This window comes from Pedobacter changchengzhani, assembly GCF_004354365.1.
Taxonomy (GTDB): Bacteria; Bacteroidota; Bacteroidia; order Sphingobacteriales; family Sphingobacteriaceae; genus Pedobacter; species Pedobacter changchengzhani.
The window spans coordinates 73,848-89,722 of sequence record NZ_SJCY01000003.1; the positions used below are offsets into that span (position 1 = coordinate 73,848).

The following is a 15,875-nucleotide window of genomic DNA, read 5'->3' on the forward strand; positions in this document are numbered from 1 at the left end:
CTACAGTTATGATTAACAAAATATTTCAAAAATACACCTTGCTGGTGGCAATAGTGTTGTTTTCAGCCTCATGTACAAAATTAGATTTTAAGCCTACTGATTCTATTTTGCCCGAAGTAGCCTTTAGAAACATCAGCGATATCAATTTAGGTGTAATTGGTGCGTATGCGCCAATCGACTATTCTACATTGAGTTACAGCTCCATCGTTTCTGATGAAGCCACTTATCCAGCGGAAAATTCAGTTGGTAATAGCGATGCATTTAGATGGTTGTATACAGGCTCAAGTGGTTCCGTTACTGGTTTGTATTACACAAACTATCAAGCTATTGATCGCGTAAACCGCGTTTTAGAAGCCATGGATAATTTAACTTTTACCGGCAGTGAAGTTGCACTTTCAAATCAATATCGCGGAGAATTGCTTGGCTTACGTGCCTATTTGCATTTCGAATTGCTAAGGGCTTATGCAGCATCTTACAATACTGGCGCATTAGGCATAACTTACATGGTCAAATCTGCTGTAATTTATCCAGCTAGAGAAAACTTCGAAGTTGTAATCGCTAAGGCTAAAACAGACCTAGTTGCGGCAAAAGGCTTGATTCCAACTGGTTTTAATGATAAAACCAGAATTACTAAAATTGCGATTTCTGCAATTCAGGCTAGAGTTGCGCTTTACGAAAAAAACTGGGTAGACGCAATTACGTATTCTACTGAGGTGATAAACGCAGTTCCATTGGCAACCAAAGCGCAGTTTCCTGGAATATGGACTGACGCAAATGACAGTGAAGTGCTTTGGAAATTAAAGCGCGTTGGCGCAGATTCTAGAACTGGAGATTTCTTTTTTAGACAGCGAGGAACCTACGTTCTTTATGCACCATCATCTAAATTGATTGCAACCTTTGATCAAGTTAATGATATCCGTTACCCAGCTTACATCAAATTTGATAATAGCCGCACGGGTATACGTTCTAAATTTTTGGTAAATAAGTATATCGGTTCAGCTTCTGCACCAGGCTTAACCGATGTTAAACAGTTTAGAACAGGCGAGATGTATTTGATTAGAGCTGAAGCTAGAGCAGAATCTTCAGGAGATGCAGCTGGCGACATCAATTTCTTGAGGGCAGCTCGTATAAATGGCTATGTAAATGCAACCTTTGCGGATAAGGCTGCATTGATCTCTGCCATTTACAATGATAGATTTAAAGAACTGGCTTTTGAAGGTCATCGTTTCTTCGATTTAAAAAGGAGAAACCTGAATATTGAAAGAACCCCTGCAGATGTGGCCGGTAATGGAAGCCCATTAATCTTAACTCCACTACAAGCTCAATATGATTTGCCGATACCAGCTACAGAAATTTCTGTAAATAAAAATATCGTACAAAATCCATTTTACTAAAATCTCTTCTGGCGGACAGTTCATCCGCCAGAATATTTTAAAGACATTTTCATATGAGAAATATAATATTTGGTTTATTAATTGGCTTCTGGATTTCAGCATTAGGCTGCAGCAAATCCACCAATCCTATCCCAACGCCTCCTTCTAGTGGCGTCACAACTCCTCCAACAAGTCAAACAGCCAAAAGGCGTCCTGCTTCTATTGGAATTGTTGGTGATACTGCCAACGTAATTAAAACGGTAAATGGTGGAATGGTTTTAATGGGAGGAGGTGCTGAAGTTGATGCGGCCTTGCAATGGATGATTGCAAAGAGTGGGGGAGGCGATATAGTTATTCTTCGTGCAACAGGTGATGCCAAGTTAAGTGAATACGTTAATACTTTAGGCATAGTCAATTCCTGTGAAACTTTGTTAATCAATTCTAGAGAGTTGGCCAATAATGATACCGTTGCCAATATTATTCGCAATGCAGAAATGGTTTTTATTGCCGGTGGCGATCAATCTGATTATATGAAATATTGGAAAGGAACAAAAACCGAGGTAGCTTTAAATTATGTTTTGAACACGAAAAAAGCACCAGTTGGTGGAACCAGCGCCGGATGCGCCATAATGGGCGGTTTTTATTATAGTGGTGAGAATGGCAGTGTCACATCTCAAGATGCCCTAAAAAATCCATTCGATAGCAGAATTACCCTTTACAATAACGATTTCTTGAAAGCGCCTTTCTTACAAAGTGTGATCACCGATCAGCATTATTTAACTCGCGCACGTAGAGGAAGATCAATGGTTTTTTTAGGAAGAATTCTTACTGAATTTAATGTGGCAGCCAAAGGCATTGCTGTAGATGAGCGTACTGCGGTTTGTATCGATGGTGCAGGCATTGCAAAGGTTTACGGAGATCTTTCAAAAAATGCAACGTTTAGCACAGCGTATTTTTTATCAACTGATTTAAATAAAAAACCTGAACAGTTTTCTGCAGGAAATAAAGTAATCTGGAGCAATAACAAAAGTGCAGTCGCCGTTTATAGCATCATATCCTCGGTTGAGGGTGCAGGGAGTTTTAATGTTTCTAACTTCGCAATGAGCGAGGCAACTGGCGGAACTTCTGAAACCTGGTATATCGAGAATGGTGTTTTATCACCCGAAGAAATATATAAACCTTAATAAACAATATGAAAACATTAAAAATATTTGCATTTCTGCTAGCTTCAATATTCGCACTAAATGCATCAGCTCAGAAAAAGAAAGTTCAACAAAAAAAATACATCATGGTTATTCATGGTGGTGCGGGTACGATTCTTAAAAAGAACATGACGCCGGAAAAAGAAGCAGCTTATGTTGCTGCGCTAACAAAAGCTTTAGAGGCGGGCTATGCAGCGCTTAAAGCAGGTAAAACAAGTTTAGATGCGGTACAGTTTACCATTAATGTTTTAGAAAACGATCCACATTTTAATGCTGGGAAAGGTGCTGTTTTTACGCATGACGGTCGTAATGAAATGGATGCCTCAATTATGGATGGTAAAACCTTAATGGCTGGTGCGGTTGCGGGCGTAACCACTGTAAAAAACCCCATCAACGCAGCAAGAGCAGTTATGGAAAAGTCGGAACATGTGATGATGTTTGGCGATGGTGCAGATAAATTTGCCAAAGAAGTAGGTCTCGAAATAGTCAATCCAAAATATTTCTATACTCAAGAACGTTGGGATGGCCTTCAAGACGCGATTAAAGAAGATTCTACCAAGGCCGTTTTGGATCATGGCAGTAAAAAATCATCGCTTTTAGGCGCAATTAATCACGATTATAAATTCGGGACAGTTGGTTGTGTGGCTTTAGATAAAGCTGGCAATTTAGCTGCGGGAACATCAACCGGCGGTATGACCAATAAAAAATACGGTCGTGTTGGCGATTCGCCAATTATTGGTGCTGGAACGTATTGTAATAACGAAACCGCTGGTATTTCTTGTACAGGTTGGGGCGAATATTACATCCGTAATGTAGTGGCTAAAACCATTTCTGATTTAATGGAATATAAAAATCTATCTATCGGCGATGCTTCTAAAATTGTGTTGGATAAGGTAGGGAAAATGGGTGGTGATGGTGGCCTTATTGGTTTAGATAGAAAAGGGAATGTAACCATGACTTTTAATACCGAAGGCATGTACAGAGGAACCGTTTCTGCTGATGGTAAAATTGAAGTTAAAATTTATAAATAATGAAACGCAGCCTACTTCTCATTATAGGTATTGCCTTTTCCTTATCGGCATTTGCTCAAAGTTATGCTAAGGGAAACCTCTTTATTATTGGTGGTGGCAATAGATCAGACGCTTTAATTAAGCAGTTGGTAAGCACCGCTAATTTAAAAGCAAAGGATTATATTATCATTTTGCCAATGGCAAGTGAAATTCCTGATACTGGTTTTAAATATATTTCTGCGCAACTTAAAACGCAAACCAACGCGACCATTAAAAATTTTAACTTCAGCAAACACGATGTTAATGATAAAAATTGGGTTGATTCTTTAGCAGGAGCGAAGTTGATTTACATTTTAGGTGGCGATCAAAATCGTTTTATGAAATCTGTTTTAAACACGCCAGTTTATACAGCAATACATAAGGCATTTAAAAATGGCGCAACCATTGCCGGAACAAGTGCAGGTGCTGCGGTGATGAGCAAGTATATGATTACAGGTAAACAACTTTTAGATAGCGTTTACAAAGAAACTTTTAATAAACTTTGGGATAAAAACGTAGAATTTACAGAAGGTATGGGCTTGTTGGAAAATACCATAGTCGATCAACATTTTTTAAAACGCAACCGTTACAACAGATTAATTTCTGCAATTGCAGCTCATCCTGATTTGGTTGGTGTAGGTGTTGATGAAAGTACTGCAATCATCGTACATGGAAATAAAGCAACTGTTGCTGGCGATAGTCAGGTGATCAGAATTGCAAATCCAAAAAATATTAAAATAACCAGTAAAGGATTGATCAAATTCAGTCAGTTAGAATTCGGTATTTTCACCGCTGGAGATGTGATTGATATTAAGCCTTAATTAACAAGTAATTCTTGACAAATTCTTGCCTAGTTGCAAGAATTTGTCAAAATTATTTTCTCGAAAATTTCTCTTTTCAATTAAAAAAGCAGTTAAATTCTTATAATAACTGTGCCGTCAACTTCAAATATTCTTGCTCCAAAAGAAATTGAACCAATCTCACTCTTAATTTTTTCGTTTTCATTTCAACTAAATTCTTACGCCCTAGAAGCATCGAATAACTCGATGGGTCAAACCCCACACTTGCCATCAATCCAGAAAAAATTTTCAATTGATTAAACCTTTATTCGAATGAACTTCCAATCTCATAACTCAAAAAAAATTACGTATCTTTGCGTCAGAAACATGCACACAGCTTGTTTAAATAAATTCTACTACTTTGACTCAAAAAGAAAATAATCGCTCAGAAAAAAGCGAGTTACACGGCCGTAATAAACACCGTTCACGCTATAATTTCAAACAACTTACTGCAAACTCCAAAGAATTAAAACGTTTTGTTTTTAAAAATGAGCATAACGAAGATTCAATAGATTTTGGCGATCAAGAAGCTGTAAAAGCACTAAATAGAGCACTGCTAAAAAACTTTTACAACATCTCTCAATGGGATATTCCTCAAGATTACTTATGTCCGCCTATTCCTGGTCGGGCCGATTACATACATTATATTGCCGATCTTTTAGGCGCCAGCAACAAAGGTAAAGTGCCCAAAGGCAACAATATTAATGTTTTGGATATTGGCGTTGGTGCAAATTGTATTTATCCAATCATAGGCCATCAAGAATACGGGTGGAAATTTGTAGGTTCGGAAATCGATCCGCTTTCGGTAGATTCTGCCAAACGCATTATCGAAGCCAATAAACCTTTGCAAGGCGCAATAGAAATTCGTCAGCAATCGTCTAAAATGGGTATTTTTAGAGGTGTAGTTGGTGGTAAAGAAATGTTCGATGCCGTAGTTTGTAATCCACCGTTTCATTCATCTTTAAAAGAAGCAGAACAAGGTACAAGGCAAAAATGGCGTAATTTGGGCGGTAATGAAAAGGAAGTTAAGCATGTATTAAACTTCGGTGGAAATAAAGCCGAGCTTTGGTGCCCAGGAGGCGAACGCGCTTTTGTAGAACAAATGATTATCCAAAGCGAGCAGATCAAAAATCAATGTTTGTGGTTTACGTCATTGGTTTCTAAAAGTGCAAATTTAAGAAGTATTTATGGCGCGCTTGTAAAAGCCAATGCTTTCGAAGTAAGAACGGTGCAAATGTCGCAAGGACAAAAAATAAGCAGATTTGTTGCTTGGACTTTTCAAGATGAGGAAGCACAAACTGAATGGGCAAAAAAATGGAAGTAAGTTTAGTAATTAAACTTAATATTTCATGAAAATCTCCATTATTACGGTAGTTTTTAACGCAGAGCGATATTTAGAAGATTGTATTAAATCGGTTCTCGCACAAACCTATGGTGATATAGAATACATTGTTATTGATGGAGGATCGACAGACGGTACCTTAACCATTCTCGAAAAATATCAGTCTAAAATTCACAAACTGGTTTCCGAAAAAGATAATGGACTTTATGATGCGATAAATAAAGGTATAAGATTAGCAACGGGCGCGATAATAGGTTTGTTAAATGCCGATGATATGCTCGCAGATTGTGCGGTTATTGAAAAAGTTGCCCAAAGTTTTATTCGCGAACCGAAAGTTGACGGTGTGTATGGTGATTTAAATTACATCCATCCCGAGACTAAAAAGATCATTAGAGCGTGGCGATCCAAATCTGCCACGTATTTAGATATCAGTAAAGGTTGGATGCCCGCGCACCCAACCTTATACTTAAGAAGAAGTTTATTTAATCAATTTGGCTACTATGCGCTCGATTTAGGTACAGTTGCGGATTACGATTTAATTATTCGATATTTCTTCACTCATAAAATTAAAACTTTTTACCTACCGATCTTAATGGTAAACATGAGGTCTGGCGGGGCGAGTAACCATTCTATCTCAGCGAGGTGGATGGCACTAATACAGGATTATCATGCGCTTAAAAGAAACGATGTAAAATTTCCGTTATATGTTTTATTTCGCAAAAAATTTGATAAATTAGCACAATTAAGAATTAAGTAAGTTTGATAAATTCTTTATTTGAGAGTTGATCTTGTTGCTTTTAATAATCCCTATTATTTTGATTCAAGAAATACTTCATAGTGATCGTATATTATACGTGGCCATTTTTATGATCGCTTTTTCGATCGTTATTTTTAGCATACCATCTGTTATATATTCTGCATTAAAATATAAATTGTTCGATAGCAGTGATTTAGATAGGAAAACGCATGGCAAAAATATTTCGAGGTTAGGGGGAATTCCTATATTTGTCAGCTTTACTATAAGTGTTTTACTTTTTTCTACGCTGAGTGATTTTAAAGAAGCTAATTTTTTGATTATTGCTTGTATTATCCTCTCCGCACTTGGCTTAAAAGATGATATGTACGGCACGAATATCACTACTAAGTTCATTTTACAACTTACCGTTGCCATAATACTTGTGTTTTTTGGCGATTTTAGATTGAGCAGTTTTTATGGCGTACTCAATATTGGAGAGTTGAATTATATTGGTGGAAGCTTATTCTCCATCATATTAATTATATTTTTAAATAACGCCTTCAATTTGATCGATGGCGTTGATGGTTTAGCCGCTTCGATAGGCATTTTATCTAGTTTATGCTTCGGTTTTCTATTTGCTTCTATGCATGAAGCTACTTATGCGTGTATTGCTTTTGCTTTGGTAGGTGCTTTAGTGGGGTTTATAAAATACAATTGGTGGCCAGCAAAAATATTTATGGGCGATACAGGGGCGCTTACCATTGGACTTATATGTGCAACTTTAGCTATAAAATTTATTGAGCTTAATAAACTTGTACCAACAGGAAATCCTGATTTCCAATCTTCGCCAGCCATTGCCGTGGCGATACTAATTGTGCCAATATTCGATTCCATTCGTGTTTTTTGTGTCCGAATTTTAAATAAAAAGTCGCCTTTTCGAGGTGATAGAAATCACATCCATCATCGGCTTGAACGACTTGGACTTTCTTCGAGAAAATTGGTTCTGTTAACCGTTTTTCTAAACATAAGTATCATCGCTTTTACTGTATTATTTAGATCATTGGGTAATTTTAACTTAATCGTAATCATCATGAGCATCTGCATAATATTTAATATGTATCTAAGTTGGAGATTAAGGGTGAAAGAGAATCAAACCTGCGATAAAAAGATTTCAGACAGAAATAGTTTAAACTATCATGCTAAAAAGGTTAATTTTGGCTTCAAATTGATAGAAAATGAAGCTCGCAATTAATGGATTCGGTAGAATAGGTAGAACATTTTTACGTTTAGCAATTGCTGAAGGATTTGATGTTGTAGCTATTAATGATCTGGCTGATGCCAAAACGATGGCACATCTTTTTAAGTATGATTCTGTGCATGGCGTTTTTAATGGGCTTGTATATGCAGCCGAGGATGAGATTATTATTAATAATAAACGAATTCCAGTTTACGCCATTAAAGATGCAACTGAATTGCCTTGGGCTGGGCTTCGAGTTGATTTAGTTATTGAATGTACGGGTAAAAATTTGACCTATAAAAATGCCGAAAAGCATCTTAAAGCGGGTGCGAAGCAAGTTTTGCTCTCGGCGCCAGGGGCGGATGATATCCCAATGGTGGTACTGGGCGTAAACGATGGCGATGTGGATTTAAACAGCAAAATTTTATCTAATGCATCGTGTACTACGAACAACATTGCGCCGATGATTAAAATTTTAAATGATAAATGGGGGGTTGAAGAAGGTTATATCACGACCATCCACTCCATGACAGGCGATCAAAATCTTCACGATAGTAACCATAAAGATTTGAGAAGAGCAAGGGCTGCTTCTGCTTCTATTATTCCAACAAGTACCGGCGCCGCTAAAGCTATTACTAGAATTTTCCCTGAGTTAGACGGTAAATTAGGTGGTGCTGGAATTAGAGTGCCAGTTTTGAACGGTTCTTTAACGGATTTTACGTGTTTGCTAAAACAAAAAACTACTATAAACGAAATAAATGCAGCTTTTAAATATGCTGCAGATCACGAATACGCACAAATTTTAGAATATACCGAAGATCCAATCGTATCGATCGATGTTGTTAATAACCCACATTCATGTGTGTTCGACGCGCAACTTACTTCCATTGTAGGCGATATGGTAAAAATTGTTGGTTGGTATGATAATGAGTATGGTTACAGCAGTAGATTGATTGATTTCGTTAAGAAAATAACTGATAAACACTCGAAATCCGAATAAACATGAAAAAATATTTGATAATAATTTACTTAGTCGGGCTTTCTGTTCTCGCACAAGGTCAAATTATCCCTTCGTTAACAAATGATATTGCAGAGAAATTGGCTAAAATGCCACTCAGTTGTATCGGCCAAGAGTTTCCCAATAAAACCTCACATGTTGCTAATTCGGCAATTGATGGTCGGCTACTGCCTAGCGAACTGCACCCGGCTTTTTATGGTTGTTTAGATTGGCACAGCTCAGTTCATGGCCATTGGATGCTTATTCGTTTGTTAAAAACGATGCCTCAATTAAATAATAAAGCAGAAATTATTGCGCAGTTAAATAAAACATTCACAACCGAAAATATGCTTGCAGAGGCTGCATATTTTACAAAATATTATGTTGCCGATGGTTATGAACGCACTTATGGCTGGGCGTGGTTGCTAAAATTAGATCAAGAACTTTATACTTGGGATAATCCCGATGCCCGAAAATGGCACCTTGCTTTACAGCCACTTACGCAACAGATTTTAAAACTTTGGAAAGTATATTTACCTAAGCAAACTTATCCAAATAGAAGTGGCGTGCATCCAAACACTGCTTTTGGATTGGTGTTTGCTTTAGATTGGGCAAAGACTTTTAAAGACGGTGCGTTTGAAAAAATGATTGACGAAAAGGCAAAACTTTTTTATTTAGATAATGTAGCCACGCCGGCCTATTTAGAACCCGATGGATCGGATTTTTTCTCTCCAAGTTTAGAAGTTGCCGATTTAATGAGAAGAGTTTTGCCGAAAGATAAATTTGTACGTTGGTTAAACAAATTTTATGAAGCGCGGAGCATAAAACGCATTACAGATTTGCCAGTAATTAGTGATATAAGTGACTACCAAGGCGTGCATTTGGTGGGTTTATCATTTACAAGGGCATGGTGTATGAAGGGGATTGCGAATGATTTACCTAAAAACCATAAGTTAAAAAAAGTATTTAACGATGCCGCTAATAAATTTTTAGTCAATGCGCTGCCGTTAGTATTCGCTGGTAATTATGGTGGCGATCATTGGTTGGCATCTTTTGCGGTTTATGCTTTAGAGTAAGCATTTAGTCATTGCGAGGCACGAAGCAATCTGTTCGGTATTGGGACTGTTTTGTGCTTCGCAATGACGGTCAACTGAGTGATTAAATCTAAAAATTTATAAACTTCTCTATCTGTTCATTTGTAAACTTAATTGTATCTTCTTTTATCAGGTTTCCATCTTCACCTAACTCTTCTTTAATATTTGGAATGTGAATGCGAAGTGGTAAAACATTTAAATGAATATAATGGCAAACACCCGTAAAATGATCAATTCCACGGATGTTTCCGTATTTGCCAGAGGCAATTCCAACTAGTGCCGCCTTTTTATCGTAAAAACTCTCCGGAAAATTACAAGCATCAATAAGTACTTTTAAAACACCCGGAAAACTTCCATTGTACTCAGGTATCACAAATATAAATTTATCTGTCGCAGAAATTACATCTTGAATTTTTTGAAATTCGCTGCTTCTTTTGCCAAACATATCGGTGTTTAAAATATCGGCAGGCAACTGCTCCAAATTGATTAAGTTTGATTCTAAACCCTTAGTGATAAATTGTTTTTGATAATATTTTGCAACTTTTAAGGTGTTGCTATTTGGTCTATTTGTGGCGGCTATAATAGTAATCATGGTTATGGATGTTAATAAGATGTTTAAAACGCGATTCCTTCAAATGCTAAATCTGCCATATAGTTTGTATCTTAGCAAACTGTGAAAAAGGTCGTAAATTGTACAAAAATAGAACTTTTTGTGGCCAATAACACAAAATAAGATACCTAAATAAACGTTAAGTAATTTTCCAACAAATAGATGAGTAAAATTATTGCATTAGCAAATCAAAAAGGTGGTGTTGGTAAAACAACTTCGTCTATTAATTTAGCGGCGAGTTTGGCCGTTTTAGAATATAAAACCTTGTTAGTAGATGCCGATCCTCAGGCAAATTCTACATCAGGAATTGGCTTCGACCCTAGAAATATTAAAGATAGCATTTACGAGTGCATTATTAATGATATTGATCCGGCTCAAGCCATACAAAAGACTGATACGCCAAATTTAGATTTATTACCAGCCCATATCGATTTGGTAGGAGCGGAGATAGAGATGATAAACCTCAATAATCGCGAGTATAAAATGAAAGCGGTGTTGGAGAAAATTAAAGATCAATATGATTTTATTATTATTGATTGTTCTCCATCGTTGGGCTTAATTACCATAAATGCATTAACGGCTGCCGATTCGGTAATTATTCCTGTTCAATGCGAATATTTTGCCTTGGAGGGTTTAGGCAAGTTGTTAAATACGATAAAAATTGTGCAAAACCGGTTAAATCCTCAGCTCGAAATTGAAGGAATTTTGCTTACCATGTATGATGTTCGCTTGCGGTTATCAAATCAAGTGGTAGAAGAAGTGCGTACGCACTTTCATGATTTAGTTTTTGATACCATTATTCAAAGAAATACCCGCTTGAGCGAAGCACCAAGTTACGGGGTTTCGGTAATTATGCACGATGCCAACTGCAAAGGCGCTATTAATTACTTAAATTTAGCACGAGAAATTGTGAAAAATAACGGTTTATCAAAAGAAGTAGAGAATATAGGAACGGCTACAATATAAATTATAAATGACATCTTTTCAGCGAAAAACAGGTTTAGGTAGAGGATTAAGTGCGCTTTTGGATGATAGCGATGCTACACATCCCCAAAAACAAAGTGTAAATCCGGTAACAGAATCTACGCAGATTGGCAACATTAGTCATGTTAATTTAACTGATATTGAAACCAATCCTTTCCAACCAAGAACCGAATTTGATCAGGTTGCACTAAATGAGTTGGCAGATTCGATAAAAATTCAAGGCTTAATCCAGCCTGTTACCGTACGGAAAACAGCCAACAACAAGTATCAACTAATCTCGGGCGAACGTAGGTTTAGAGCTTCTAAACTTGCGGGTTTAACTCAAATTCCGGCATATATTCGCAGTGCTAATGATCAGCAGATGCTGGAAATGGCGCTTATCGAGAACATTCAAAGAGAAAATTTGAATGCCATTGAGGTTGCTTTGAGTTTTCAACGTATGATTGATGAAGTTGGCCTAAAGCAGGAACAACTTGGCGAACGCGTTGGCAAAAATAGAACTACCGTAACCAATTATTTAAGGTTGCTAAAACTGCCTCCAGCAATTCAGGCTTCTATTCGCGATCATAAAATATCTATGGGTCACGCTCGTGCTTTAATCAGCGTAGATGGTGTAGATAAACAACTCTTCATTCACCAAGAAATTTTGGATAAAAATCTTTCTGTGCGCAAGGTGGAGGAATTGGTGCGCAATCTGCAACATGCTCCTAAAACTGAAGTGCCGAAAGAAAAGGCAGTTTCCTTCCAATACAAAAAATTACAGGATGATTTAGGATCTAAGTTTGCAACTAGAGTTAAATTAAAAGTTAGTCAAAATGGCAAAGGCTCGATAGAAATACCATTTGTTAGTGATGACGATCTAAATAGAATATTAGAGTTATTAGATTGGTAATGGGAAAGTTTAAGTTTTTAACCGTTTTTAATTTCCTCATATTCTTTTTTGTAAGTCTGACAGTTGCACAGGTTAAAGACGCTGGCGTGAAAAAATCAGCCGATACTTTGAAAGCTAAGGTGGTAAAAATACCTAATAAACAAGCTGAAAAATCAACAGACACTTCAAAACCAAAATACATTAATCCCGGTAAAATTGCTGGCCATAAAGCCATGATTAAGTCTTTTATTATTCCCGGTTGGGGGCAATTGTACAATAACCAAATATTGGTTAGAGATTATAAGGCTAAAGGCGAAAATGGAGGTCATTTTTGGCAAAAAACATATACTTTGGGTAAAATTGGTGTAATTTATACGGGTTTTACTTTGCTTACCATGTCGTACATTGATAATTCTAAAGGTTACAAAACGTTTTTAAAAGAAGCACAATATAGGCAGCTCAATCCCGGTATGACCGAAAATCCCACTTTGGTTAGGTATTCAGATGAGGGTGTTAAAGCGAATAAAGATGTTTTTAAGAGGAATAAACAGGTTGTAATATTTTCATTAGCTGCAGTTTATTTAGTTAATGTTGCCGATGCTTACGTAGCAGCTCGATTGCATTACTTTAATATAGATGATAATTTAAGCTTTAAAGTTACGCCATCCCTCATAAATTCTGCACCTGCAATGTATGGGTTTAATCCTGTTCCGGCATTAAAAATTTCGCTAAACTTGTAAAGCTTTTGGTGTTAAATTATTAGTAATATGATAAATTATTATACCTTCACAGCAAATAAAAAATAAAAATATACAAATGAAAATAGCACTGTTAGGCTATGGCAAAATGGGGCAAATTATCGAAAAATTTGCAGTAGAAAGAGGTCATGAAATTGTGTTAAAAATATCGATTGATAATACAGAGGATTTGACGTTACAAAACCTAAAATCAGCCGATGTTGCCATCGATTTTAGTACGCCAGATTCGGTAATGAATAATATAAACATTTGTTTCGATGCCGGCTTACCTATTGTTGTAGGCACAACAGGTTGGTATGGTAAATTACAAGAAGTAAAAAATGCCTGCAACATCAGTAACAATACGCTATTGTATGGCTCTAACTTTAGTATAGGCGTAAATTTATTTTTTAAATTAAACCAACAATTGGCAAAGCTGATGAATAATTACCCTGCCTATGAGGTTCAGGTTGAAGAAATTCATCATACACAAAAACTTGATGCCCCAAGCGGAACAGCGATAACCTTGGCAGAAGGGATTGTTGAACATTTAGATAGAAAGCAAGAATGGCTGAACGAAGTGATTGGAACCGATGTAGAATTATTTCCTAAAGCAGATCAACTTCTGATAGAGTCGCATAGGATTGAAAATATCCCTGGTACGCATACTGTAATTTACAGTAGTGAAGTTGATGAAATTGAAATTAAGCACACTGCACACAGTAGAGCTGGTTTTGCCCTTGGTGCTGTAGTTGCTGCAGAGTGGCTAAAAGATAAAAAAGGATTCTTTAATATTACTGATATATTTGAGTAAAAAGAATAAGAATTAGCGCAAAAAAATTGTTATTGATAGCCAAATGAAGAATGGTTACTTACAACCACTTAACTGTTTAAAGGAATAACTATTAACCTAGATATAAAAAACATGAATTATAAATTTTGGCAGAAAAACCCGAATGCCAGTGTCAAAAAAAAATCTAAAACGCGCGAGTGGACTGACGCAATTATCTTTGCTGTTGTTGCAGCAACAATAATTCGCGTATTTTTTATAGAAGCATATACAATTCCTTCTGCCTCGATGGAAAAATCGTTACTAATTGGCGATTTTCTTTTTGTAAGTAAGGTAAATTATGGTGCTCGAATACCCATGACACCAATTGCGTTTCCTTTTGCGCACCACACTATGCCAATTACCGGAACCAAAGCATATTGGGACGGCGTACAGTGGAAATATCACCGTTTGCCAGGATTATCTGATATTAAAAGAAACGATGTAGTTGTATTCAATTTTCCAGAGGGAGATACTGTTGCCTTAGAAAATCAAGGTCCAAGTTATTATGATTTGGTACGTGGTTCTGATTGGAAAGCGGTTAATACGCAATATACAGTTACAAGCAGGCCGGTTGATAAGCGAGAAAATTACATTAAACGATGTATTGGTATTGCCGGCGATGTAATTAGCATGAAAAATGGTGTGGCGAATGTAAATGGTAAAGATGAGCCATTAAAAAATACTGGTCAAATGCCCTATAAAATTCAGTTCAAATCTAGCGACGTTAACTTGCAGGTATTTCAAGATTTAGGTTTCTCGATGGGTGAGATGCAACAAGTATCTGCCGATACTTATATTGCAAATGCGTCGCCCGAAATGATCGAAGAAGTTAAAAAATTAGATTTCGTAAAGTCGGCGGAAATGAGCCCAGATCCTAACAATGGGCAAGATGGTGGGCTTTTTCCTCATGATCCAAAACGTGTTTGGAGTAGAGATAATTTTGGCCCCATTAAAATCCCAGCTAAAGGCTGGACGGTTCAGCTTGATAGCGTAACCATGCCGTTATATTACCGTGCAATTAGAACTTACGAAGGTAATAAGGTAGAAAAAGTTGGTGCAGATTGGCTGATTAATGGTCAAAAAGTGACTTCATATACATTTAAAATGAATTATTATTGGATGATGGGCGATAACCGCCATAATTCTGCCGATTCTCGCTACTGGGGTTTTGTGCCAGAAGATCACGTAGTTGGTAAAGCTTTATTCATTTGGATGAGCTGGAATACCGAAGGTTCTTTTTTGCATAAAATCCGTTGGAGCCGATTGTTTCACGGCATACACTAGAGAGATTAAACGTCATTTATCTAACAAAGGCTCGCAATTTATTTTGCGAACCTTTGTTGTAAATTACTTAACCGTCTTCTCGACCGTTAAAATAGGCAATTTCATAAAACAAATTTTAAGTTTATTTATCTCCATAATGAAATCGGCACTGAATGACGGAACATTTCTGATCTGTTCCTTTAGTTCCAGAAATTTGATAAACCAACCTATGTTCTCCATTAATTCTTCTCGACCAAAAACCTTTAAGGCTATGCTTAAGCGCTTCTGGCTTTCCAATGCCTTGAAATGGCGTTCTTGTAATTTCTTTTAGGAGTTCTCTAATTTTCTTTTCAGTGTTCTCGTCATTATCAATCCAGTACTCAAAATCTTCCCACGCTTCTGGAGTAAATTCTATTTTCATATTTATGAACGCGCAACTTTTTCTCCATCCAGAGAAAATGACTTAGACTTGCCAGTTTTTAAACTTTGAATCGAGCGCTCAAGTCTTAATCTATTTGCTTCACTTGATAAAAGATGTGATGTTTCGGTGAGTGAATTATATTCTTTTATAGAAATTACAACAACTGCATCATCTTCATTATTATTTCGGGGAACAATGAGAACATCTTCAGTTAAACTTACTTCATCAAAATAGGTTTTCATATTATTTCTTAGAGATGAAATCGTTACAGCTTTCATTTGAATGATT

Annotated in this window: 17 protein-coding genes; 14 read left to right on the forward strand and 3 right to left on the reverse strand. The window is 36.7% G+C overall.

What is annotated here, in order from left to right; genetic code table 11:
- Window positions 1–8 precede the first annotated feature (8 nt).
- From EZJ43_RS05350 to EZJ43_RS05390, 9 genes are all read left to right on the forward strand, one after another.
- Entirely contained in the window at window positions 9–1,394 is a 1,386-nt protein-coding gene (locus EZJ43_RS05350; RefSeq protein WP_133261659.1) for a RagB/SusD family nutrient uptake outer membrane protein, read from the forward strand.
- A gap of 53 nt (window positions 1,395–1,447) precedes the next feature.
- Window positions 1,448–2,557 (forward strand): cyanophycinase, encoded by a 1,110-nt coding sequence (locus EZJ43_RS05355; RefSeq protein WP_133261660.1) that lies wholly within the window; start codon window positions 1,448–1,450, stop codon window positions 2,555–2,557.
- An 8-nt stretch (window positions 2,558–2,565) separates the two neighbouring features.
- Window positions 2,566–3,606 carry an isoaspartyl peptidase/L-asparaginase family protein gene (locus EZJ43_RS05360; protein WP_133261661.1) on the forward strand — a complete coding sequence of 347 codons (1,041 nt, stop codon included), beginning with the start codon at window positions 2,566–2,568 and terminating at the stop codon, window positions 3,604–3,606.
- On the forward strand, window positions 3,606–4,445 hold the full coding sequence (locus tag EZJ43_RS05365) for a cyanophycinase (protein WP_133261662.1): 840 nt from the start codon (window positions 3,606–3,608) through the stop codon (window positions 4,443–4,445). The genes EZJ43_RS05360 and EZJ43_RS05365 overlap by 1 nt, the downstream gene beginning before the upstream one ends.
- A 379-nt stretch (window positions 4,446–4,824) precedes the next feature.
- Complete coding sequence (gene rlmF, locus EZJ43_RS05370) at window positions 4,825–5,787, forward strand: 23S rRNA (adenine(1618)-N(6))-methyltransferase RlmF (protein WP_165953089.1); 963 nt, start codon at window positions 4,825–4,827, stop codon at window positions 5,785–5,787.
- A 25-nt stretch (window positions 5,788–5,812) separates the two neighbouring features.
- Window positions 5,813–6,562, forward strand: a complete 750-nt coding sequence (locus tag EZJ43_RS05375; protein WP_133261664.1) for a glycosyltransferase family 2 protein — start codon at window positions 5,813–5,815, stop codon at window positions 6,560–6,562.
- Window positions 6,563–6,620: 58 nt separating this feature from the next.
- The gene (locus tag EZJ43_RS05380; protein WP_243718045.1) at window positions 6,621–7,793 is read left to right on the forward strand and encodes an MraY family glycosyltransferase; all 1,173 of its coding nucleotides are present in this window, start codon (window positions 6,621–6,623) and stop codon (window positions 7,791–7,793) included.
- Window positions 7,777–8,778: a type I glyceraldehyde-3-phosphate dehydrogenase gene (gene gap, locus EZJ43_RS05385; RefSeq protein WP_133261666.1), complete on the forward strand. Its 1,002-nt coding sequence runs from the start codon at window positions 7,777–7,779 to the stop codon at window positions 8,776–8,778. Before EZJ43_RS05380 ends, gap begins: the two co-directional genes overlap by 17 nt.
- Before the next feature lie 2 nt (window positions 8,779–8,780).
- Window positions 8,781–9,851 (forward strand): DUF2891 domain-containing protein, encoded by a 1,071-nt coding sequence (locus EZJ43_RS05390; protein ID WP_133261667.1) that lies wholly within the window; start codon window positions 8,781–8,783, stop codon window positions 9,849–9,851.
- Window positions 9,852–9,939: 88 nt separating this feature from the next.
- On the opposite strand, the gene EZJ43_RS05395 is transcribed toward EZJ43_RS05390, so the two are convergent.
- Window positions 9,940–10,461: an NADPH-dependent FMN reductase gene (locus EZJ43_RS05395; RefSeq protein ID WP_133261668.1), complete on the reverse strand. Its 522-nt coding sequence runs from the start codon at window positions 10,459–10,461 to the stop codon at window positions 9,940–9,942.
- A 180-nt stretch (window positions 10,462–10,641) separates the two neighbouring features.
- On the opposite strand from EZJ43_RS05395, the gene EZJ43_RS05400 reads away from it, so the two are divergent.
- The 5 genes from EZJ43_RS05400 (at window position 10,642) to lepB (ending at window position 15,187) form a co-directional block, all read left to right on the forward strand.
- The gene (locus EZJ43_RS05400; RefSeq protein ID WP_133261669.1) at window positions 10,642–11,445 is read left to right on the forward strand and encodes a ParA family protein; all 804 of its coding nucleotides are present in this window, start codon (window positions 10,642–10,644) and stop codon (window positions 11,443–11,445) included.
- A gap of 7 nt (window positions 11,446–11,452) precedes the next feature.
- Window positions 11,453–12,355: a ParB/RepB/Spo0J family partition protein gene (locus EZJ43_RS05405; protein ID WP_133261670.1), complete on the forward strand. Its 903-nt coding sequence runs from the start codon at window positions 11,453–11,455 to the stop codon at window positions 12,353–12,355.
- Entirely contained in the window at window positions 12,355–13,074 is a 720-nt protein-coding gene (locus EZJ43_RS05410; RefSeq protein WP_133261671.1) for a DUF5683 domain-containing protein, read from the forward strand. Before EZJ43_RS05405 ends, EZJ43_RS05410 begins: the two co-directional genes overlap by 1 nt.
- A gap of 76 nt (window positions 13,075–13,150) precedes the next feature.
- Window positions 13,151–13,885: a 4-hydroxy-tetrahydrodipicolinate reductase gene (gene dapB, locus EZJ43_RS05415; RefSeq protein ID WP_133261672.1), complete on the forward strand. Its 735-nt coding sequence runs from the start codon at window positions 13,151–13,153 to the stop codon at window positions 13,883–13,885.
- Window positions 13,886–13,996: 111 nt separating this feature from the next.
- Window positions 13,997–15,187, forward strand: a complete 1,191-nt coding sequence (lepB, locus tag EZJ43_RS05420) for a signal peptidase I (RefSeq protein WP_133261673.1) — start codon at window positions 13,997–13,999, stop codon at window positions 15,185–15,187.
- A 121-nt stretch (window positions 15,188–15,308) separates the two neighbouring features.
- On the opposite strand, the gene EZJ43_RS05425 is transcribed toward lepB, so the two are convergent.
- On the reverse strand, window positions 15,309–15,587 hold the full coding sequence (locus EZJ43_RS05425) for a Txe/YoeB family addiction module toxin (protein WP_133261674.1): 279 nt from the start codon (window positions 15,585–15,587) through the stop codon (window positions 15,309–15,311).
- A gap of 2 nt (window positions 15,588–15,589) precedes the next feature.
- Complete coding sequence (locus EZJ43_RS05430; RefSeq protein ID WP_133261675.1) at window positions 15,590–15,865, reverse strand: type II toxin-antitoxin system Phd/YefM family antitoxin; 276 nt, start codon at window positions 15,863–15,865, stop codon at window positions 15,590–15,592.
- Window positions 15,866–15,875: the final 10 nt, after the last annotated feature.